The organism is Pseudoalteromonas sp. NFXS53 (genome assembly GCF_056629255.1).
The window spans coordinates 178066-200505 of the sequence record NZ_JBWVBR010000003.1; the positions used below are offsets into that span (position 1 = coordinate 178066).

A 22440-nucleotide genomic window follows, 5' to 3' on the forward strand; every position below is an offset into this window, starting at 1 on the left:
TTTCTAAAACATTACTGAAGCTCATTGCTTAACATATCAATAAAGCGCCTGACTTTAGAAGACAGGTGCTTTCTACTTGGGTAAACCGCGTAAACATTCACTGTTGGTTGTTGATATTCTTCGAAAAGGATCTGTAAGTTCCCAGATGCAATACCATCCGATAGATAAAACTCAGGTAAACGCGTGATCCCTATGCCTGCCTCGACCAGCGCGGTTTCAGCTTCTCCATTATTACAAAGTGCTTTGAGTTTCACATCAACAGTAAATTGCTCGCCATCGACTGGCATAAATGTCCATTTACCAGGGTTCTTATGGTTACTGTAACCTATACAGTGGTGATTAATTAGCTCTTTTGGATGATAAGGTTGCCCGTATTGTTCGATGTAAGATTTTGATGCGACAACATAAGTTGGACAGGCGTAAATCTTTTTGCAAATGAGGCTAGATTCATCTAATGCAGGCGTTGCTCGGATCACAAGATCAAAACCATCTGCAACCAAATCGACCCGTTTATCACTTAGATCTAAATCAAGTGTTATATTTGGATAAAGCTTTAAAAACTTCACCAATATCGATTGTATATGGGAGCGATATAGTCCAATTGGGCAACTCAATTTTAAATTACCTTTTGGCGTATCGTCTCCCTGCGTGACAAGATTGAAGGCGTCTTGTGCGTCACTTATTAATTGTAAGCATTGCTGATAATAAGCCTCACCTTCAGGTGTGAGTGCCAAAGAACGTGTGGTTCTATTTAACAATCTCACTCCTAACCGTGCTTCTAATTTATTAATCTCCTTAGAAATATGAGAATTAGAATGACCTAATTGCAGAGCGGCACTTGCAAAACTGCCGCGCTTAACCACTTCAGAGAAAATCTCGATGCCTTCAAATAACTTTGTTTGCTGCATGTAAAATATATAAGCCCTTAACAACGTTAGCTAGTCATAGCTTGCTTGAACAAGCCTGTTGAACCTGTTTATTACATAGTGCTTTAGCTTCAATGAGTGATTTTCCGCCCATACAATAATCTACTCTCATCTTTTTTACTTCTTTATCCCTAGTTTCATTATTGACAGGTAACCACAATGACTCCTCTAATAATGAATGCGCTTCTTTATTAAGCCTAGGCTTGTTATTACTCGCTATGATTTCTGGGTTAACCAACTTACCACCTTCAGTAACTTTTGCTTCAAACACTGCACACCCTGAAATACCATTTTTTGCAAGTGCAACTGGGTATAATGGTGTATTTTGTTGATAATACTTCCAATTTTGTTCTACTTTGTTTTGTGTTAAATCACTAATTTGCACATCTGCATAATTGACTCCAGATTTTGATGAAAGATCAATTAATTGACATTCACCTGTCATCTTCATCTTTTGTAATCGGCGATTACATTCTTTAAGAGCTCGCGCATCTGCATCACTTTGGGCACGATATCCATACGCATATCCCATTGCCTCGCCACCATTCCCACTATGGAACATCGCAAAAGCCCGTTTTTTTGGCTTGTCTTGCAACTCAAATAGCGCGTCCAAAGCGCTGCTAGAATAACTATTGATATCACAGATAGATGCTTGCGGATTTTGTTCACAATAACTCGGTGTTGACTGCGTAGATTGACAAGCTGCAAGTATTAAAGTGGCTGGTATAAATAAAAAGCGTTTCATATTCCCTCGCATAGATAGTATTTCTTCTCAAATAGGTACATTAGCACTCATATGGAAATAGTGAAAGTATAAACCAGCTATTAAACTTATTAGATTCTTAATATAGACTATATTTCATCGAGTCGAGCAATGAATTGAAGACTCATCACTTAATAAATGAGGAAGAAATCATGAAAGTATTAGCATTTGCAGCAAGTAGCAGCCGTCAATCAATTAACAAACAACTGGCTCAGTACACGGCAAACCAAATTGAAAACGCAGACGTTGAATTATTAGATTTAAACGATTTTGAAATGCCAATCTACAGCTCAGATCGTGAAAATGAATCAGGTATTCCAGAACAAGCGCAAACTTTTTTCAAAAAAATTGGTGAAGCAGATGCCATTGTTATTTCATTTGCTGAGCACAATGGCTCTTACACCGCGGCTTATAAAAATATCTTTGATTGGATGTCACGTATTGATATGAAAGTTTACCAAGGCAAGCCGGTCATTTTATTAGCAACTTCACCAGGTCCTGGTGGTGCGCAAAGCGTACTCGCTTCTGCAGTTGGTTCATCTCAGTTTTTTGCGATGGATGTCAAAGGCTCACTTTCTGTGCCGAGTTTCTATGATAATTTCGACTTAGAAACCGGTCAGTTAACAAACCAAGAGCTTGTAGATCAAATCAAAACTATCACTGCGTCACTATAAAACCTTCTATGAGCTGTGTATTAAACACAGCTCAAATTTAGAATTTGATTACTTTTGATAAAAGTTGTTCATATCGACCTGATTGTTTCATTCTTAGTAAAGCCTCATCAAACATTTTCAAAATATCGGCATTATTCTTATCAGCTTTCGATAAAATGATGTGGCTGTTTTTTCGCATGAACGGCTGTTCGATATGCCCTATTTTTTTCATATCTTGCTCTGAAAAATGCTGACGCAACAAATAGTAACCTACCGCCATTTCTTGTGGGTAAATCGATACTCTGTTTTTTAATAACATGCCAAATGCTTGTTCATCATTAGACACTCTGTGCATGTTGATTTGTTTCGCTCGAATAATGTTATCTAGATCGATGCCATAACTGAAATCTTCAAGGCCAACATAGCTATACGACTTTAATGCTTCAAAGCTATCTAGTTTCGGCTTATTAGTTCGGTTGTAAAAAAATACATGCTTTTCTTCTAATACTGGCTCTGAAAAATAGAATTCACTTTCTCTAGACTCAGTTTTAAGCCATAAACCGGTGCCATCAACTCTCCCTAATTGTGCTTGCTCCATCGCTCTCGCCCACGGGTAAAATTCAAAATCAACTTGATATCCGATATCTGAAAATGCCTCGGTAATTATCTCAGCAATGGCACCGTTATTCGGTAAATCACTGCCCATATAAGGCGGCCACTCTCCAACTGACAAAGTGATTTGTTTCGCCGAAACAGGTAAAATTGAAAGTATAGATACTAAGAATAATACGCAGATATATATTAACTTTTTCAATGTGACACCAATCGTTATCAAGCCTAAATTAACTGTAGTTGATAATTATGGATAAAAAGTGGAAGTAAAACCCAGAATCTAAGCTTCTGGGTTTTATAAAAGAGATTAAAGTCGCTTAGTTAGCACTATAGCAATGCCTAACATCACTGACGAAACCAATAAACAGGCGCTTAAGCCATAGTATTGATACATAACACCAGATAATACAGTACCAGTTAAGCGCCCTGCAGCATTAGCCATATAATAAAAGCCTACATCCATTGATACGCCGTCACTGTCTGCACACCTGACAATCAGGTAGCTATGCAATGATGAGTTAATCGCAAATACAGCACCAAAAATTAGCAAACCACCAACAAGAATAAGCTCTGGTGAGAAACTTGAATCTAAACCCAATACTATCATTGCCGGAATAACTGCAAGGGTTGTTACCCATGACAGCGCTGATTGCTTACTTTGCGTTAACGCCATATCTCTGCCAGTTACTTTGGGAGCATTTGCCTGTACTAAGCCATATAAAATGACCCACACAGCCATAAACGTACCTACTGTGCTACTTTGCCAGCCTAGTTCACTGACAAAATACACCGGCAGAGCAACTACAAACCATACGTCTCTTGCTGCAAATAGAAATAATCTCGCAGCTGAAAGTCTGTTGATTTGCGGGCTTTTTGAAAACATTTCGGTGAATTTAGGTTTTGCTTTCTTCTTACCCAAATCTGCTTTTAATCGCCACAGACTTAATAGCCAAACAAGTGTTAACATACTCGCCATTAACCACAACGCACCTTGAAACCCAAACAAGGTCAGAAGTAAGCCGCCTAGAAAGAAACCCACTCCTTTTAGCGCATTTTTAGAACCCGTTAAGATTGCAACCCACTTATACAAAACGCCATCAGCGTCTTCAGGGACTAATTTCTTTATGGCACTTTTGGCGCTCATTTTATTGAGATCTTTTGCAATGCCAGATAATGCCTGAGCACACATGACATAAACAACACTTAACCACTCAGGGTTAATAGCAAGCATGACCAGTGCGAAGATTTGAATGCACAAGCCCAGATTCATGGTTTTGTTTAAACCAAGGCGCGCGCCTAGCCAGCCACCGACTAAGTTAGTCACAACACCAAAGAATTCATAAAACAAAAACAACATGGCGACTTCAAGTGCACTGTAACCAAGCTGATAGAAATACAACACCACCAGCATTCTGAGCGCCCCATCTGTTAATGTGAACGCCCAATAATTACTGGTGATGAGTAAATATTGTTTTATGTCATCCGAAAGTTTGGACAACATCTAGATTATCCCCACTTTTGCTCAATAACATAACGAACTAGATCTGCAGTTCTATTTGCATAACCCCATTCGTTGTCGTACCACAGATACATTTTTACTTGCGTACCATTCACGACCATGGTTGACTGCGCATCAACCACACTACTTCTTGGATCAGTTTTATAATCAATCGACACAAGTGGACGAGTCTCAAAACCTAGAATGTCTTTTAGCTCTCCTTCTGCCGCTTCTTTCATCCATTCATTGATTTCTTCAGCAGTGGTCGCACGGCTTACTTCAAATACACAATCTGTGATTGATGCATTCGCCAGCGGTACGCGAACAGCATGGCCGTTTAGTTTACCTTTCAATTCTGGAAATATATGTGTAATTGCAGTTGCAGACCCCGTCGTTGTTGGGATCAAACTCATACCACATGCTCTTGCACGACGAAGGTCTTTGTGTGGCGCATCAAGGATGGTTTGAGTATTGGTGATATCGTGAATAGTGGTCATTGAACCATGCACAATACCAATTTTTTCTTGTAATACTTTAATTGGCGGTGCTAAACAGTTCGTTGTACATGACGCTGCGGTCACAATATTGTGCTTTTCAACATCATATAAATCATGGTTTACGCCATACACTACGTTTAATACACCCTCTTCTTTCACAGGCGCAGTTACGACGACCTGCTTCACACCTTGTTCAAAATAAGCTTGTAGCTTAGCCTTTGTTTTCATCACACCTGACGCTTCAATCACTAAATCACAGCTTGACCAATCAGACGCTTCAATGGTTTTATTATGAGTAACTGAAATATTGTGACCATTGATAACCATAGTATCGCCTGCAAAATCCACTTCATGGCTCCAACGACCATGCACCGAGTCAAAATTCATCAGATGCGCCAGTGTTTCAGCATTGCCTGCTGGGTCATTGATCTGAATTATCTCGATACCTGTAGTGTCATATAAGGCACGCATAGTTAAGCGACCCATACGGCCAAAGCCATTAATTCCAACTTTTATACTCATGTTAACTCCCAGAAATTAAACGAAGACACATCGATTATGGTCAACTTTCTTGAAAATGTGGTTACTAATTTTGAAGAAAAAGGTGTCACCTTCAAAATATATGAAAAATCATATATTCGATTTTCCATATATTCAAGTTTAATTTTCGTTCTGGGTGATTAGAGCGGATTATTTTAGAAAAAAACCATATTTGAATGGATCTGAGTCTTCTAAAACGAAGTTAGAGAATGCAGTGATATATGCAGTACCAAATACTCGTGGTATTACAGCGTTATAACCATGAAATTGTGATTCTTTTTGGATTGTTATATCAAAACTACTATCAACAATACTTTCAATGGTAATTTTGTCACCCACTTTTATTTGCTCCCTAGCATGAAGTATTGCCGCTCTTGCGCTCACACCAGTGCCTGTTGGGCTTCTATCAAGCTCACCATCAGCAAATATACATACATGTTTGCTATGGCTTTCTTTGTCTTTTGTTTGAGATGACGAGTAAAAAATCACACCATATAAAAAACTCAAACTTTCATCTTCTGGGTGTGAAAGCGCTAAAGAGGCGTTAACTAAAGCTTTAATTTCTTCACCAAGCTCAGATAATTTAGCGGCATTTGCTTTTGACAACGAGATATCCAGCTTGTCTGCATCTACATAAGCATAATAGGCGCCACCAAAAGCAACATCAGCTGTAAAAGACCCAAAAACAGGATGATTAATTTGGTGATCGAGTTTCACTACAAAACTTGCAACATTATCAAAATACGCCTGCCCATTTTTATAATAGGCAGTTACCTGCCCTGCTGGTGAGTCAATTTTTAGTGCATCTTTTACTTTAAAATGGCCTGATTTTTCAGCCAATGTAGCCAGTGCAATAATGGCATGACCACACATAGTGCTATAACCTTCGTTATGCAAAAATAACACACCAAAATCACTGTCTACTCTTTCACTTTCAGTGATCAAAGCACCATACATATCTGAGTGACCTCTTGGCTCTCCCATAATGGCTGTTCTTAATTGATCTTGATGTTCAAGACATTCAAGCCGTTTATCGAGGATGCGCTTACCTTTAATGGGCGCAAAGCCACTTTTAATAACTCTAAGCGGTTCACCACCTGTATGCATATCAATGCACTTTATTTGTGTCCCAGACTGAATGTTTAGTGTTTCTAATTGTTTAATAAAATCTGACATGAAACTTCCTTAGATCGAAAAATGCCAAGCAAGCTTGGCATTGGGTGAATGCTGAGCGTAGGTACTTCGCTCAGCGCGCACGGGTATTTTCAGGGAGATTAGAAAACCATACGTGCAGTCAGTGAGACATAGCGTGCCGCTTGACGACCTGTCACCATGCCGTAGTCTGGGTTTAACTCAATACCATCATCGCCATAACGAGTACGTTCTTCGTTGATGTTTAATGCACTATCAGCATTCAATAAGTTATAAACGGTGGCTTTCAGTGATACTTCATTACCCATTAGCTCTGTGAAATATGACATTGAAAGGTCAACATTCGTTACCCATGGTAGTGTGCCTGCGCTACCACGAGGTGCTGGGTTACCATTTTCGTCATAGTGTGAGGCATGATCATAGTAACGACTGATACATGCGTCCCAAGGGTTACCTTCTGCACAACTATCGACATTCTTAGGGTGTACTGAGAAATAACTTTGCGGACGACCTGAAGTAGTACGAGCAACTAAACCAGCAATTAGGTTATCCGTGATATTGTACGAGCCAGAAAATTTGAATGCATGACGGTGGTCATTTGGTAAGTTACCGTAGCCATGGTCCATTAGGTCAGCATAGTCGTATGACGTCGTCCAACCTGGATCTGCCTGGTTATTATCAGTTTTAACTAGGCCTTCTGTGTTACCGTAGTTTTTAGACCAAGTGTAAGATGCATTAATTCTTAAATCATCCGTCACGTTGCCATCTAAAGTGAACTCAACCGCTGTGTACTTACGTACTGCTGCAGGTAAAGCTAGCTCTTCAGCAGATAAGTTAATTACATCAACTGTACCATCGCCATCAAAGTCATAAGACATTTCAATCGCTTCACCTGGGTTGTTCAACACATAATATGAGCCTTGACCCACATTATCTGTGATACCCATTTCAGCTAATTTCTTAGCAAGTACAGGACCTACATCTGTATCTTCTACACTGCGACCTAGGTCACGGTGAACCACACGTACACCCGCTGACATAGTGTCAAAAATTTCCTGCTGATAACCAATGGTGATTTCATCAGAATACATAGGTTTCAAGCTTGAAGAAGCGATAAGGCCAGGTTCAGTAATACCACGTTGACGCCAGCGACGGTCACGTAACATATCGCCACGACTTGGTGAACCATCAGCTAACAGTACTGGCGTACCATCTGCATTTACATCGCCCATTTCATGGTATTCGAACCATTCAACTGACGCAGAGCCTTGCGTGATATTCATGTTTGCAGAAACAGGTTGGTAATAACGGCCAAATGTTGCGAACACTTTAGCTGTACCATCACCGTGTAAGTCATAGATTGCTTGAAGACGAGGCGAAATTTGGTCTTTCATATCAACGTATGCACGACCATCTGTTACCGTGTTTTCGAATTCACTATAACGTAGACCTAAATTAAGCACTAAATTGTCAGTTGCTTGCCAAGTATCATTAATATAGAACGCAATTGAAGTTGAATCAGAATCTACATCACGTGTTCTAACACGTCGTTCGATGAAAGAGTCACCTTCAGCCGCGCCTGAGATATCATCAACACCTGCGTTTTTGATTTCCCACCAGCCCATACCATCGCCAATACCATTTTGACCTGAGCTAAATTTAACTTTTACTTTGTTATAGTCGATACCGAACTGTAAAGCATGCTCATCTAAATCAAGCGTAAAATCTACACGCGCTTGCTCACGAACATATTCCTCTTCAGATACAGTTGATGTTGTATGTTGGCTTAATGTTGTCCAACCATTTCTCGAATCCCATACACCAGGATCGGTCGATGCAACCACATTTTCAACATTCTCAGTAACCTGACCAACTACAGCAGACACTGACATAGTATCTGTTAAGTAGCCGTTATAGTTCACACTGAAAACTTTACCACCATCTTCACCTGGTGCAGCAACCCCTTTTTGATCGCCAATGACATTCGTTTGCCAATCATAGACAAAGTTAGTTGTATCCCAAGTACGCTTGTTATTCATCGCTGAGAAACCAAATGAATGATCTTCATTGATGAACCAGTCTAACTTAGTAAACCAACGGTCTTCTTCTGTTGATGTTGAGCTAAAGGTTGTTTGTCCTGCGCCTTCACTATCTGAACGACGTGGTGAAAATAATGCATAGGCAAAAAGTTTATCTTCAACTAATGCGCCTGAAGCCCATACCTGAAACTCTTTAAAGTCGTATTCATCGCGTTGATTATTTGTAGAAATAGTGCCATTGCTTTGGAAGATAGAATCATGATGAGACTCTAAGCTTGAAGGATCCCAGCGCACTTCTGCACCAAAATCAAAATCGTTCTCACCCGATTTAGATACTGCGTTAACGATACCTCCCATTGCACCACCAAACTCAGGGCTTACACCACCCGTTTTGATTTGCGTTTGAGAAATTGCTTCCCAAGGTAAGCGAATTGAACCTAGGCCTGTTTTAATTGAAGCAACATTTAAACCATTGAAGTAGTAGCCATTTTCAGCTGATGACGCACCACCAAAGCTTGATGCACCATTAAAACTGCTACCACCAGGCGCAGACGTACCCGGTGCAAGTAGTGCAATGCTTTCGAAACCCGTATTTACAGGCATCATGTTTAATTCTTCATCACTGAATGTCACACCTGATGTCGAGTTACTTAAATCAACTCGACGAATTGAAGCACCTGTTACAGCGATGCGTTCAATATTTTGACCAGCTTGCGACATTTGTGCATCAATGATCATAGATTGACCAATGGTAACGTTTACATTTTCTTGTAGTACACTTTGATAACCATCTTTGACGATTGTTACGTCGTAAGTACCAACAGGTACATTACGTAACAAGTACTCACCTTCAGCATTGGTTGTCACTGTATATTTCAAACCTTTAGTTTTGTGTTTGAAAGTCAATGTTGCACCAATAATATCAGAACCCGTACTTGCTTCGATATGACCCTTAACAAGACTGCTACCATCTACAGCTAAAGTCGGCGCGTGCCAACTTAATGCTGCAGCGATTGCAGTAGCTGCAAGGCTTTTACTTAGATAGTTACCTTTTTTATTATTGTACTTCATGAGTTGTCCTACTCCTGTGAGTTTTGCGTTTTTCATAATGACGCTTAACACAATACATACAATTTATATTGTATACAATATTTTATTTGATCTTTTGTTAACTGGAATATGTAACAAAATATACATTTGCTCATAAATTAAGGCTTAACAGGTACAAAAAAGAAATATCGGCAAGGTAGAATTAGAATAAAAACGTGAAGTGGGCATTAACAAAAAACCCCGCACAGGGCGGGGCTTTTAAAGTATATTTTGAAAATAACTTAGCGCATTGCCATCATCATTTTCGCAGGGTTTTCTAGGTAAGCCTTCCATAGATTATTGAATCGAGCAATTGTGCCACCATCAATAACTCTGTGGTCGCCAGACCAACTGACTTGCATAATTGCACGAGAAACGACATTACCTTGTGAATCAAAACGCGGTAAGTGCTGTAATTTACCTAATGCCACAATCGCCACTTCAGGCTTATTAATAATTGGCGTTGCAGTTGTACCACCAATTGCACCTATATTCGAAATCGAAATTGTGCCGCCCTTCAAATCATCAGGTGAAACGCGTCCTTCTCTAGCTGCATCAGTTAAGCGTGTTACATCCTGGGCAACATCAACTATAGATTTACTCTGACAACCTTTAATATTTGGCACCAATAAACCAAGTTTTGAATCTACAGCCATACCGATATTGTGGTCATCAAAATAGGTGATCTCAGTGCAATCATCGTTTACTTGTGAATTAACAATTGGGAACTCTTTAATCGCAAGCGAAAGTGCCTTAATAAAGAATGGCATCATAGTCAGCTTAATACCTTCTTTCGCATACTGCTCTTTGAGCTCTTTGCGAAGCGCGATCAGGTCAGTTAAGTCGATTTCATCGCTGAATGTAAAGTGTGGAATGGTCGATACCGATGCAACCATCTGCTTTGCCATTGCTGCTTTCATGCCACGAATAGGCTCTACACGCGTGCCTCCTGAAGTAACTGCTTGAGCAACCTCAGAAACTGGCGCAGTGTTTGTTGCAACTGGTTTAGTTTCAACAACTGCTTGTTGCTCAGCTTCACCATTAACAAAACGAGCAATATCTTCTTTATACACTCGGCCATTTTTACCAGAGCCAGGTACCAAATTAATATCGATATCTTGCTCACGCGCTAAACGACGAACAGCTGGAGACGCGATTGCTTTGCCGTTTTTAGGTAACTGTGTTTTGACTGCTGTATTTCGTGTTTCAGCTTTTGCTGCTGGCTTACTTTCAGCTACAGAAGAAGTTTGAACATTACCATTACCACCAGCTAAACGCATTTGGAATAACGGACTATGTACCTGCGCAATTTCACCCTTTTGATAGTAAAGCTTTTCAACCACACCATCGTATTTAGCTGGAATTTGCACTAAGGCTTTGTCTGTCATCACATCACAAACTGCCTGGTCTTCAACGATTGTATCACCTTCGCTGACTAACCACTCTACGATTTCACACTCAACAATACCTTCACCAATGTCTGGAAGAATAAAGTCTTCTAAATGTGAACCTGAAGTGTCTGATGATGTTTGAGTATCAGTAGCTACTTCGGCAGGTGCTGCACCCGCTACATCCATTGCAAAAAGCGGCTCATGCACTTTAGCAATTTCACCTTTTTCATAGTGTAACTGTGTAATCACACCATCGTGGACAGCAGGAATTTGTACTAGCGCTTTGTCGGTCATCACGTCACAAATTGGCTGATCTTCTTTTACTTCATCACCGACTGAGACTAACCACTCTACAATTTCGCACTCTACAATGCCTTCACCAATGTCTGGTAAGATAAATTCTTTTGACATGACTAATCCTTAAAACTCAACCGATTTTTTAATCGCAGAGAACACTTTAAGTGCATCTGGTACATATTCTTTTTCAAGTGCCAGTGGGTAAGGAGTATCTAAACCACATACTCGTAAAATCGGCGATTCTAGATGTAAGAAACATTCTTGCTGAATAGTTGCAGCAACCTCAGCACCAAAGCCATTGGTGATCGGTGCTTCATGACTGATGATCAAGCGACCTGTTTTGGTCACGGATTTAGCAATGGTTTCAACATCCCAAGGCAGAATACTGCGTAAGTCAATAATCTCACAACTAATACCTGCTTCTTCTGCTTTTTCAGCAGCTTGCTCGATGATTTCCATCTGAGCACCCCAAGCAAGTAGTGTCACATCTGAGCCTTCTTTTACAACTTCAGCTTTACCTAGTTCAATTTCGTAATCTTCTTCAGGTACTTCACCCACTGAGGCACGATATAAACGCTTAGGCTCAAAGAAAATAACCGGGTTATCGTCTTTAATACATGCACGTAATAAGCCTTTAGCTTGGTAAGGGTTACGAGGTACAACTAATTTCAAACCTGGTGTATGCGCAAAGTATGCTTCTGGAGATTGTGAATGGTATAAACCGCCCGCAATACCACCGCCGTAAGGGGTTCGAATTGTTAAATTACCAACATTGAACTCATTACCACTGCGGTAACGGAATTTAGCTGATTCGTTCACGATTTGATCGAACGCCGGGAAGATGTAATCAGCAAACTGAATTTCAGCCAGTGCCGGTGCACCAAAAGCAGCTAAACCGTTTGCGAAACCAAGAATACCTTGCTCTGTCAGAGGTGTATTGAATACACGGTGCTTGCCGTATTTTTCTTGTAAACCTGATGTCGCACGGAACACACCGCCGAAATAACCCACATCTTCACCGAAGATACACGCTTGCGGATGCTCTGCCATGGTAATGTCTAGCGCCGAGTTAATGGCGTGTAGCATGTTCATTTTAGCCATTATTTGATTCTCCCTGCAGTCACTGGGTACGCTTCTGGATGTTGCTTGATATGTTCTTTTAATTCTTCGTATTGTTTTTGAAGCGCTGGAATTGGCGTGTCGTATACATCAGAAACTAATTCTTCTAATGCTGGTTTCTGAACTTTCTCGGCAACCTTCAATGCAGCTAGGATTTCTTCACGGATCTTATCTTTTGCCGCTTCGTCTTCTGCTTCGTTTAACCAGCCTTGCTTTAATAGCCAGCTTTTGAATCGCTCGATTGGACAAGCTGCTCTGAATTCTGCTTCTTCATCTTTACTACGGTAGCCAGATGGATCATCTGATGTTGAGTGAGCGCCTAAACGATAAGCAATCGATTCAACTAATACTGGCTCGCCCTGCTCTGCTGCGATTTTACGTGCTGCTTGTGTTGCTGCATAAACCGCCAGTGTGTCAGTACCATCAACACGAATAGTCTTAATACCATAACCGACACCACGCGCAGCAATACCATCGCCCTTAAATTGTTCATCTGCTGGTGTTGAAATCGCATAACCATTATTACGCGCAAAGAAAACAACTGGTGCTTTGTGGACAGCAGCCATGTTTAACCCCGCATGGAAGTCACCTTCAGATGCAGCACCTTCACCGAAATAACAAATCGTCACGTTATCGATTTCAGACGCTAGTTCACCGGTTGCAGCATCAATATGATTCAGTTTTTGACCATATGCATAGCCAGTCGCTTGCGGGATTTGCGTACCAAGTGGTGAAGAAATCGTCATATAATTAAGTTCGTTAGAGCCATAGTGGATTGGCATCTGACGGCCTTTACCCAAATCTAGTTCATTTGAGAACATTTGATTCATAAAGTTATCTAGGCTAAAACCACGATAAGCAAGCGCTGCTTGTTCGCGGTATTGGGCCATGATCATGTCATCATGTTTAAGCGCTGCAGCACTTGCTGTCACTGCGGCTTCTTCACCAAGACATTGCATGTAAAAACTAACACGACCTTGACGCTGTGCAGCCTGCATACGTTCATCTAGTAAACGAATGAAGCGCATAGTGCTATATATTTTTAATGCTGTTTCTTTATCTAGCTCTGGTGCGGTTGCACCATCAAGGATCTCACCATTGTCACCGAGAATTTTTAAGGTGGGGATATTCAATGCATGGCCATCAATAAATTCCAGCGCGTGGCTGATATTTAGAGATATGTTATTCGGGTTAATCATAACCTACCTTCTCTTGTTGTCATTATCCATTTGCATGCAAATAACTACTCAAAAGTATTTATTCGTTCGCTATGTTGTTTTATGAATAATCTGTGCGATTTATGCAATTGGTTTAAATTAAACCTATCGACACTTTACGTTAACGTAAAGTGTTATTCAACTGATCATAGATGAATAACACTTAATTTGCATAAATATTACTGGAAAGAAAAGAATACGCTATGTTATTAGCTTTTAATTCAGTTACTTATATGAAGTTTTCATTAATTTGCATAGGAATAACGGTTAATAATGCACGTTGACCTAGTGCAACTTTAGCATTTGGGAAAATAATGGCTTCACCTTCAACTTCTGCAAAATACTGCTTTTCGCCGTCATTTGCTAACAACTCACCCTTTGCAAAGCCTGTAAAGTTCACTGCGCTGTCAGGGAAAGTAAAGCTAAATGCTTCTTGTGTTCTATTAATCGTTCGATACACTTCGAACAACTCAAAGTCATCAGAATTAAATTCCTTATATTCGACTTTTTCTTGGCTAATTAATGCAGTCAGAGTTTGTTTGGTTTTCTCAAAGCGCGCCATATCATTTTCACCAAAAGGCTTAACTTGACCCAGCTCTATGGTAAACGCATCAGCGCCAAATTCATTTGAAGAAAAATAACTGAATGTCGTTGCAGGTGCTGCCATCATTAACACGGTGTTAACACCACAAGAAAGTAAAAACTGAAGTTGTGACTTTTTCCAAGGCTTGCCATTTAAAAACGGATAAACTGCAAATTTCTCGTTTTTTGAACCTCGAATAGCTGTGTGTAAATCATAGTGACAACGATAACGTCCAGCTTCTAACTCATTAAAAAAGTCAGACACATAAGTTTCTAATTTTTTTGCTCTGTCTCTTTCTGCATTGTGCACATCCCCTTTGCTATGCGAACCACTGAACAAACGGTTCAAGTTCTCTTCTACAAATCGCTCACCAATATTAATTGACTTAGGATTACCAAAAATAAATAGCACACGCTGCTTAAGTTCTAATTTTCCTAAGATAATGTTTTGGATCAGTTCATCACAAATTTCAATGGGTGCAGTCTCATTGCCGTGAACCGCGCTTGATAAAACAATATCTTTTGTTGTTTTTGCACTAGGTGTGAATTTAATAACGCCCGTATCAAGTACATCAACTTGCGTACCATTTGATAGGACAAATGAAGTTGGCTCTAAATGAAATTCGTTTTCACGAGTGATCGATAAAAAGTCACCAGACTTTTTAAGTGTTTCAAGGTACATACTGTCCCCTTTTGTGAGAGTGTATAAATAAAAAAGCCATGCTTGAGCATGGCTTTTATAGAATAAATTGTTTAGCTAATTACTGAATCAACCAGTGCTTTGGCCTCTTGCTCTAGTAACGCTAAATGCGCTTCACCTTTGAAAGATTCAAGGTAAATTTTGTAAATGTCTTCAGTGCCTGATGGACGAGCTGCAAACCAGCCAGATTCAGTCACGACTTTTAAACCACCAATACCAGCTTTGTTGCCTGGTGCTTCAGTTAGTTTTTCAACAATTTTGTCACCTGCTAGTGTATCTGCAGTCACATCTGCAGCACTCAGCGCTTTTAATTTCGCTTTTTGCGCAGCATTAGCGGGGGCATCGATACGTTTATAAAGAGGCGCACCGAATTCTGCTTCAAGTTCTTTATAACGCTCTGATGGTGTTTTACCGGTTACAGCTAATATTTCAGCTGCAAGTAGGCCTAAAATAAAGCCATCTTTGTCGGTATTCCAAACACTACCATCACGACGCAAGAATGACGCGCCGGCACTTTCTTCACCACCAAATGCAAGCCACTGCTCACTTAAACCTTTTACAAACCATTTGAAGCCTACTGGTACTTCAAACACTTCTTTATCAAGTGACTTAACTACTTTGTCGATCATTGCCGAAGACACCAATGTCTTACCCACTTTAATGTCTTTCGCCCAATCACGATGAGTAAGTAGATAATCAATCGCCACTGCTAAGAAATGATTTGGATTCATCAAACCATCTTTGGTTACTATGCCATGGCGGTCATAATCTGGATCGTTACCGATACCAATATCGAAGTCATCTTTTAACGCAATTAAGTTTGCCATCGCATAAGGTGACGAACAGTCCATACGGATCTTGCCATCTTTATCTAAAGGCATAAATGCAAAACGCGGATCAACTTCAGGGTTTACAACTGTTAAATCTAGGCCGTACTTTTCTTTAATTACAGGCCAGAAATTGATACCAGAACCACCTAGTGGGTCAATACCAATTTTTACACCTGCCTTTGCAATAGCGTCTAGATCAACAATATTGATTAAATCATCAACGTAAGGTGTGATTAAATCTTCGTACTTAATGAAGCCAGATTGCTTAGCCTTAGCGAAAGGAAATAACTCAACTTCGACTAAATCTTCCAGCAATAACTGATTGGCTCTGTCTTCGATCCACTTGGTGATATCAGTATCAGCCGGGCCACCATTTGGTGGGTTATATTTGAAACCACCATCTTCAGGTGGATTGTGCGAGGGCGTGACAACAATACCATCACTTAATTCGTGTGGATGCGCTTTGTTGTAACACACGACCGCATGGCTGATCACAGGTGTTGGTGTATAGTCATCATTTTCTTGCGTAATGACTTGTACTTCATTCGCTACTAACACTTCTATGGCTGAGTTAAACGCAGCTTCTGATAATGCGTGCGTATCTTTGCCTAAAAATAATGGGCCAAAGATATTATTTGCTTTTCGATAATCACAAATAGCTTGTGTAATAGCTAAAATATGAGACTCGTTAAACTTAACATTTAACGAACATCCACGGTGGCCTGATGTGCCAAAAGCAACACATTGCTCAGGGTTTTGTTCTAAATCGGGTTCATTTAAATAATAAGCCGAGACAAGTTTTGGTATGTTCACTAATGTGTCGTGCTTTGCTGGTTTGCCAGCACCTGGATGGATAGACATAAAACGTCCTTATAGGTAATCTCTAATAGTTTCAGCTTCAGCTTCTTTGTACCCTAAACCTAGGGCAACCTCATGTAACATCATCTTCTTACGTGTGGTATTAGAATTGGTCATGACCCAATATTCACTGTCTGCGATATTCTTAGGGTTCATACTGCTGCCACTTTCTAATAAAGCTTCTTTACTTTTCGCAAAATAAATTCTATCACGGCCTTTGATTTCTAATACTGAATCAAAGCTGTCTTTATGGGTGCGGTGTAATGCACTTAAAATAAATAAGAAGCGGCCTACTACACCTTTTTGCATTGCGAGCTCTTCTTTATTAAGAATATTAAAAACATTAGCAGTTTTAGTGGTCACTTTTGTGACGCTTTGTTCTTCAACTGTCTCTTGCTGTGATTCTTCTTCTAAGACAACATCATCAACTTCTGAAGATGTGTTAGGTGATAACTTTAATAAACGACGCAGAATGTCTGAGGCACTTTCACCAATGCTTTGTGTATTACTGGCGATATATTGATAAAGCTCGTCATCTATTTCTATTTTTTTCATGCTTTTCCTGTCATTACTGATTTTGGTGCATCGAGCTGATTATATAATGAAATGAGCCAAGACACTATGCCTTTGCATTTCACCAATACACTGGCAAAATTACCTCATAATTTATCGGAGTGCAAAATGCTATTAAATTTCAAGCAAACAGGTGCTGGTCCCGTTGTCGTGATCATGCATGGCCTATTCGGTTCACTAGAGAACCTTAACGTTATCGCAAAAGCCCTTAGCGAACATTACACTGTCATTAATTTAGATTTAAGAAATCATGGGGCATCTTTCCATGAAGATGAAGTGAGTTACACTGCTATGGCTCGAGATGTGCTCAATTTGCTTGATGAATTAAATATAGAAAAAGCGCATATAATCGGCCATTCCATGGGCGGCAAAGTTGCAATGCAATTAGCCATGCTTGATGAAGCACGTGTTAACAAGCTTGTGGTGCTTGATATTGCACCTGTTGATTACCACCCTCGCCATAATGCAATTATTAATGCGCTGCAATCTGTTCAGGAAAAAGGTGTAAGCTCGCGAAGTGAAGCAGACACAATAATGAAAGAATTTATAGATGAGATGGGTGTTAGACAATTCTTATTAAAAAGTTTGACTAAATTTGAAAACGGTTACGCTTGGAAATTCAACTTAAATACCATTGTTGAAAACTATTCAAATATCATTTCAAATATTAATGAGACTCATTCTTGCCAATGTGATACCTTGTTTATTAAAGGGAATAATTCAGACTATATATTGCCTGAACATAGAGAAGCAATTGTCTCATTATTTCCAAATTCGAAAGCAAAAGTCATCCATGGCGCTGGTCATTGGCTGCATGCTGAAAAACCACAAGCCGTAAATCGGTCAATTATTGATTTTCTTCAATAATTAGCGAGTTTTTCACTCACACTATTAAATTATGATACTCGGTTATGGTATAGTAGCCGCCGTTTAAATATTAGTTAGAGCAAGTATGGCCAATCAGTATATTCAACAGTTTGAAACTATGGGACTGTATTTCGGTTTAGCAGGCATCTTTTTCTTTATCGGAATGGCAATCAACGATGTTTTAAAAAAAGGTGATGTGCCTAAATTTGGTCGATATATTGTTTGGCTCGTATTGTTTCTAGGCTGTTCAGGTTTTATTGCGAAAGGGCTTATACAAGCATTTTGGCAAGGCGCTGGCGTAGGATAAACATGGCCAAGTCAGAAACAGATCGTACAACAATCGATCTTTTTGAAAATGAAAAACGTCCTGGTCGTCCTAAAACTAACCCGCTTCCACGTGAAGTGCAGTTAAAAGTTAATAAGCGGAACCAGATCAAACGTGATAAGGCAAGAGGGTTAAAGCGTATTGAGTTCAAAGTATCCTCTGAGCTTTACCAAGCTCTAAGTGATATGGCACAAGCGCAAAATATCAGTAGAAGCGCACTGATAGAAACCATTTTGCAAGAGAAATTAGCGAATAATAGATAGAAGGTAAGTATTACATGGCAAGCGTAGGTATTTTTTTCGGTAGCGATACTGGTAACACTGAACACGTTGCTAAGATGATTCAAAAAGAGCTTGGTAAAAAGCTTGTTGATGTAAAAGACATCGCTAAAAGTAGTAAAGAAGAAATTGCTGAGTTTGATTTAATCCTGTTTGGTATTCCAACTTGGTATTACGGTGAAGCACAGTGTGATTGGGATGATTTCTTCCCTGAGCTTGAAGAAGTTGATTTTGAAGGCAAGCTAGTTGCTATTTTCGGTTGTGGTGACCAAGAAGATTATGCTGAGTATTTCCTTGATGCAATGGGCATGATCAACGATATCGTTACTGAGCGAGGTGCTATTGTTGTAGGTCACTGGTCTACTGAAGGCTATGACTTCGAAGCTTCTAAGGCGATGGCTGATGATAATCACTTTGTTGGTCTGGGTATTGATGAAGACCGTCAACCAGAGTTAACAGAGCAACGTGTTAAAGCATGGTGTGCACAAGTATTTGATGAAATGTGCCTAAGTGAACTTGTTGACTAATCAATAAGTTTTGCACTTATAGTCAATGCACGTTACCTTTAGTAATGAAGTCGTGCTCATTGCTAGAGTAAAATAGAATTAATAAAATTACTGAGACAGATAATGACTGATCATAACTTAGAGTTGAAGAAAGCAGGGTTAAAAGTTACTTTGCCACGAATTAAAATTTTAGAAATCTTGCAGTCTCCTGATAATCAACATATCAGCGCTGAAGACGTTTATAAAATTTTATTAGATAAAGGCGAGGAAATTGGCCTTGCAACAGTTTATCGAGTTTTAAACCAGTTTGATGATGCAGGCATTGTTACTCGCCACCACTTTGAAGGTGGTAAATCTGTCTTTGAATTAGCGGGCAGCACTCACCACGATCACCTAGTATGCTTGAAGTGTGGCAAGGTTGTTGAATTTGAAGATGAAGTTATCGAAACCCGACAAATTGAGATTGCGACTCAAAATGGTATCAAATTGACTAACCACTCTTTATATCTTTACGGTGAATGTGAAGATGCAGAAGCGTGTAAAAAATACGCTGAAGAAAATAGCTAAATTTGAAAAGCCGACGTAAGTCGGCTTTTTATTGCTCTAATGTAAATATAAGTCCTTCCGATATAACTACTTACCTATCTTTTAACACTTACTTCTAAGTATTTTTGAATACAGCGATTAGAATTAAACAAGCACTAAGACAAAGTGAAAGATTCACCCACAACTTTACATATCTCGTTTGCTGACAAGCATTGTAATAACACTGTTTGGGGTTCTCAGGATCAATCAAAATGAAAGTGGCCTTTTGAGCTTTAAACGATTCATATAAGTCGGGTCTAAAGGCAGTTTGACAACAATAGCTAATATTATTAAAAGTAAATTCAACTAAAAGACTCGACTCCCCTAACATTTCTAATGGTCCGGCTTTATGCTGTTTTACTTTAACCAAGTTATCAACTTGCACCTGTCGCCATATCCGCTTGTTTAATAGTTTCTTTTTGCTTTGCCACATAATAAATGTAGCGGCAAAACATAACGAGGTAACGAGTACACTTAACCAGATCATCACTGTGTTTTATACACCAAATGTGCTGTTATAAGGTCGCTTAGCGCAGTGCCAACTGATTTAAATAAGGTAATGTCGGTTTTAGCTCTTAAAGTGTCAAGTTGATGCATTTCACTAAGTTCAGCGATGATCTGTTGTTCAGAAAAAACGCCTTCTGAAATAGGAATGAGGATCTCCCCTGCTTCATTAAGCACGTTCTTTCTACTATCTACAAACACTTTAGAACGAACAACAGAAGCTGAATCACACTCTCTATACTGTCTGTGATGATTTCCAATTAAGTCAATATGCGCGCCATCTGATACCCAATTTCCATCAAACAAAGGGTCATGCGCCCCCGTACCACAACTGATGATATCAGCCGAACTAATTGTTGCTTGATTTGACTCTCCAAGTAGAAATTCTACTTGTGAATATTTTTCAGCTAGTAACGATCGTAAACTTTCTGCTTTATCTGTGTTTCTAGCAATGATGGTTACTTTTTTAATATCACGTACACTCATATGGGCTTCAATCATGTAATGTGACAAGTTCCCTGACCCAAAGTACACCAAATGAGCACTATCTTGTCTTGATAGGTATTGACTTGCTAGCGCGGACACTGCTGCCGTTCGCCAAAGTGTCACACTCGTCCCATCTACCAACGCCAATGGCTCACCGTGACAGCGGTCAAACAACATAATTTTTGAATATAAGCTTTTATAGCCATGTTCTGCATTTGAAGGAAAATAAGTAAAAGATTTAACGCCGATTACTTCTTCATTCCATGCAGGTAAAACGGCAAAAGCATCATGGGTCTCTTCAGACTCTGATAATTCAAACACTTGCCTGGTCGGTGTGCCTGCAGGTCTTGAAAAGCCTTCTTTTAATGCGTCGATAACCTTGTTGAAATTTAAACTAGCATGTACTTGTTGTTCGGAAACTATTTCCATTTCTTTTCCTTAATTAATCACAAACGATTTTGGTGCATGGGTTATAAACTCAAAACCGTCATTAGTAATGAGCACATCATCTTCAATTCTAATACCGCCAAAGTCAGGAATATAAACCCCAGGCTCAATAGTGATAATATTTCCTACTTCTAAGCGATATTCAGTAACAGGGTTTATGAAAGGCACTTCATGTAATGCCAAACCAACGCCATGACCCAGTCCTTTTCCTGCATATTGTTCGAACCCAGATTGAGCCAATACATCTAATGAAATCTGGTTAAGCTGCTGACAATCAACTCCTGCTTTAAGACTTTCTAAAGATTTGCTTTGAGATGCCAAGACAGCTTCATACATAGCTTGTTGACGGGAGTTTGGTTCGCCATATACATAAGTACGCGTCATATCTGAACGATAGCCATTTACCACAGCACCAAAATCAATCAGTAATAAGTCACCATAATTAAGCTTTCTTTCTCCAGGCTTTCCATGCGGCAATGCACTGCGCTCAGCAAACAATAAAATGGTGTCGAAGCTTACACCATCAGATCCAAGCTTTTTCATTTTGTAGTCAAGCTCAGTTGCCAAATCTAATTCAGTCACCCCTTTTGAAACTTGTGTGAGCAAATCCGCAAGGGCCAAATCTGCAATAGCTGCTGCTTTTTTAATTGAAGCAACTTCGAACTCGTCTTTAACCATCCTGAGTTTTTCGATGCAGCCATCGAGTGATGAAACGTCATATGAGGCTAATTCATTCGCAATGGATAACCAAACGCCATAATTGACGGCTTGGCTTTCAAATCCCGTCTTTTCGCGAGGTAATAAACGCTTGATACACGCGCCCAATGATTCTGAATCTCTGTCTCTGCAAATAATTTCACAACCATTGCTTTCTGATTTTGCCCGCTCGAAATATCGGTAATCAGTGATCAGCCATAGACCTTGTGTTGAAACGATGAGGTAAGCTGCGTTACCACTGTAACCTGTTAGGTATAAGATGTTTTCATAATTAAACACCAACAAGTTTTTTACGTCTTTCTCTTGTAAAGCTACTAATAAACGTTGCTGACGTTGAAGATATCGTGTTTGCATTTGAGTTATACCACCGCCAATAATGGCAATAACAT

Annotated in this window: 21 protein-coding genes; 6 read left to right on the plus strand and 15 right to left on the minus strand. The window is 39.7% G+C overall.

Annotated features, from left to right (window positions below; translation table 11 throughout):
- Nucleotides 1–11 precede the first annotated feature (11 nt).
- Both AC1HJP_RS05475 and AC1HJP_RS05480 read right to left on the minus strand, forming a co-directional pair.
- Nucleotides 12–908, minus strand: coding sequence for a LysR family transcriptional regulator (locus AC1HJP_RS05475; RefSeq protein WP_480360867.1), 897 nt, complete (start codon nucleotides 906–908; stop codon nucleotides 12–14).
- A gap of 34 nt (nucleotides 909–942) precedes the next feature.
- Nucleotides 943–1671 (minus strand): energy transducer TonB, encoded by a 729-nt coding sequence (locus tag AC1HJP_RS05480; protein ID WP_480360869.1) that lies wholly within the window; start codon nucleotides 1669–1671, stop codon nucleotides 943–945.
- Nucleotides 1672–1841: 170 nt separating this feature from the next.
- On the opposite strand from AC1HJP_RS05480, the gene AC1HJP_RS05485 reads away from it, so the two are divergent.
- Complete coding sequence (locus AC1HJP_RS05485) at nucleotides 1842–2363, plus strand: NADPH-dependent FMN reductase (RefSeq protein ID WP_480360871.1); 522 nt, start codon at nucleotides 1842–1844, stop codon at nucleotides 2361–2363.
- 37 nt (nucleotides 2364–2400) lie between these two features.
- Here AC1HJP_RS05485 and AC1HJP_RS05490 read toward each other — a convergent pair whose 3' ends face one another.
- The 11 genes from AC1HJP_RS05490 to seqA all read right to left on the minus strand — a co-directional run bounded on the left by AC1HJP_RS05490 (nucleotide 2401) and on the right by seqA (nucleotide 17318).
- Nucleotides 2401–3156, minus strand: coding sequence for a substrate-binding periplasmic protein (locus AC1HJP_RS05490; protein ID WP_480360874.1), 756 nt, complete (start codon nucleotides 3154–3156; stop codon nucleotides 2401–2403).
- A 105-nt stretch (nucleotides 3157–3261) separates the two neighbouring features.
- On the minus strand, nucleotides 3262–4455 hold the full coding sequence (arsJ, locus tag AC1HJP_RS05495) for an organoarsenical effux MFS transporter ArsJ (protein WP_480360876.1): 1194 nt from the start codon (nucleotides 4453–4455) through the stop codon (nucleotides 3262–3264).
- Nucleotides 4456–4460: 5 nt separating this feature from the next.
- Nucleotides 4461–5471: an ArsJ-associated glyceraldehyde-3-phosphate dehydrogenase gene (locus AC1HJP_RS05500; protein WP_480360878.1), complete on the minus strand. Its 1011-nt coding sequence runs from the start codon at nucleotides 5469–5471 to the stop codon at nucleotides 4461–4463.
- 168 nt (nucleotides 5472–5639) lie between these two features.
- On the minus strand, nucleotides 5640–6665 hold the full coding sequence (locus AC1HJP_RS05505) for a proline racemase family protein (RefSeq protein WP_480360881.1): 1026 nt from the start codon (nucleotides 6663–6665) through the stop codon (nucleotides 5640–5642).
- Between the two features lie 98 nt (nucleotides 6666–6763).
- Nucleotides 6764–9751, minus strand: a complete 2988-nt coding sequence (locus AC1HJP_RS05510; RefSeq protein WP_480360883.1) for a TonB-dependent receptor — start codon at nucleotides 9749–9751, stop codon at nucleotides 6764–6766.
- 260 nt (nucleotides 9752–10011) lie between these two features.
- A complete protein-coding gene (locus AC1HJP_RS05515) occupies nucleotides 10012–11571 on the minus strand; it encodes a dihydrolipoyllysine-residue acetyltransferase (protein ID WP_480360885.1) in 1560 nt (519 codons plus the stop codon).
- Nucleotides 11572–11580: 9 nt separating this feature from the next.
- Nucleotides 11581–12558: a transketolase C-terminal domain-containing protein gene (locus AC1HJP_RS05520; RefSeq protein WP_058029906.1), complete on the minus strand. Its 978-nt coding sequence runs from the start codon at nucleotides 12556–12558 to the stop codon at nucleotides 11581–11583.
- A complete protein-coding gene (locus tag AC1HJP_RS05525) occupies nucleotides 12558–13775 on the minus strand; it encodes a thiamine pyrophosphate-dependent dehydrogenase E1 component subunit alpha (RefSeq protein ID WP_475160719.1) in 1218 nt (405 codons plus the stop codon). The genes AC1HJP_RS05520 and AC1HJP_RS05525 overlap by 1 nt, the downstream gene beginning before the upstream one ends.
- 247 nt (nucleotides 13776–14022) lie before the next feature.
- Nucleotides 14023–15057, minus strand: a complete 1035-nt coding sequence (astE, locus tag AC1HJP_RS05530; RefSeq protein ID WP_480360888.1) for a succinylglutamate desuccinylase — start codon at nucleotides 15055–15057, stop codon at nucleotides 14023–14025.
- A gap of 71 nt (nucleotides 15058–15128) precedes the next feature.
- The gene (gene pgm, locus AC1HJP_RS05535) at nucleotides 15129–16766 is read right to left on the minus strand and encodes a phosphoglucomutase (alpha-D-glucose-1,6-bisphosphate-dependent) (protein ID WP_480360890.1); all 1638 of its coding nucleotides are present in this window, start codon (nucleotides 16764–16766) and stop codon (nucleotides 15129–15131) included.
- A gap of 9 nt (nucleotides 16767–16775) precedes the next feature.
- Nucleotides 16776–17318, minus strand: a complete 543-nt coding sequence (gene seqA, locus AC1HJP_RS05540; RefSeq protein ID WP_480360892.1) for a replication initiation negative regulator SeqA — start codon at nucleotides 17316–17318, stop codon at nucleotides 16776–16778.
- A 126-nt stretch (nucleotides 17319–17444) separates the two neighbouring features.
- On the opposite strand from seqA, the gene AC1HJP_RS05545 reads away from it, so the two are divergent.
- The 5 genes from AC1HJP_RS05545 (at nucleotide 17445) to fur (ending at nucleotide 19879) form a co-directional block, all read left to right on the plus strand.
- On the plus strand, nucleotides 17445–18203 hold the full coding sequence (locus tag AC1HJP_RS05545) for an alpha/beta fold hydrolase (RefSeq protein ID WP_480360894.1): 759 nt from the start codon (nucleotides 17445–17447) through the stop codon (nucleotides 18201–18203).
- An 85-nt stretch (nucleotides 18204–18288) separates the two neighbouring features.
- Nucleotides 18289–18510 (plus strand): DUF2788 domain-containing protein, encoded by a 222-nt coding sequence (locus AC1HJP_RS05550; protein ID WP_058029912.1) that lies wholly within the window; start codon nucleotides 18289–18291, stop codon nucleotides 18508–18510.
- A gap of 2 nt (nucleotides 18511–18512) precedes the next feature.
- The gene (ybfE, locus tag AC1HJP_RS05555) at nucleotides 18513–18791 is read left to right on the plus strand and encodes a LexA regulated protein (protein WP_058029913.1); all 279 of its coding nucleotides are present in this window, start codon (nucleotides 18513–18515) and stop codon (nucleotides 18789–18791) included.
- A 14-nt stretch (nucleotides 18792–18805) separates the two neighbouring features.
- A complete protein-coding gene (gene fldA / locus AC1HJP_RS05560; protein ID WP_058029914.1) occupies nucleotides 18806–19333 on the plus strand; it encodes a flavodoxin FldA in 528 nt (175 codons plus the stop codon).
- Nucleotides 19334–19435: 102 nt separating this feature from the next.
- The gene (gene fur / locus AC1HJP_RS05565) at nucleotides 19436–19879 is read left to right on the plus strand and encodes a ferric iron uptake transcriptional regulator (RefSeq protein ID WP_480360897.1); all 444 of its coding nucleotides are present in this window, start codon (nucleotides 19436–19438) and stop codon (nucleotides 19877–19879) included.
- A 504-nt stretch (nucleotides 19880–20383) separates the two neighbouring features.
- Here the strand turns inward: fur and lhpI are convergent.
- Both lhpI and AC1HJP_RS05575 read right to left on the minus strand, forming a co-directional pair.
- The gene (gene lhpI / locus AC1HJP_RS05570; RefSeq protein ID WP_480360899.1) at nucleotides 20384–21316 is read right to left on the minus strand and encodes a bifunctional Delta(1)-pyrroline-2-carboxylate/Delta(1)-piperideine-2-carboxylate reductase; all 933 of its coding nucleotides are present in this window, start codon (nucleotides 21314–21316) and stop codon (nucleotides 20384–20386) included.
- A 9-nt stretch (nucleotides 21317–21325) separates the two neighbouring features.
- Nucleotides 21326–22405, minus strand: a complete 1080-nt coding sequence (locus tag AC1HJP_RS05575) for a M24 family metallopeptidase (RefSeq protein ID WP_480360901.1) — start codon at nucleotides 22403–22405, stop codon at nucleotides 21326–21328.
- Nucleotides 22406–22440 lie beyond the last annotated feature (35 nt).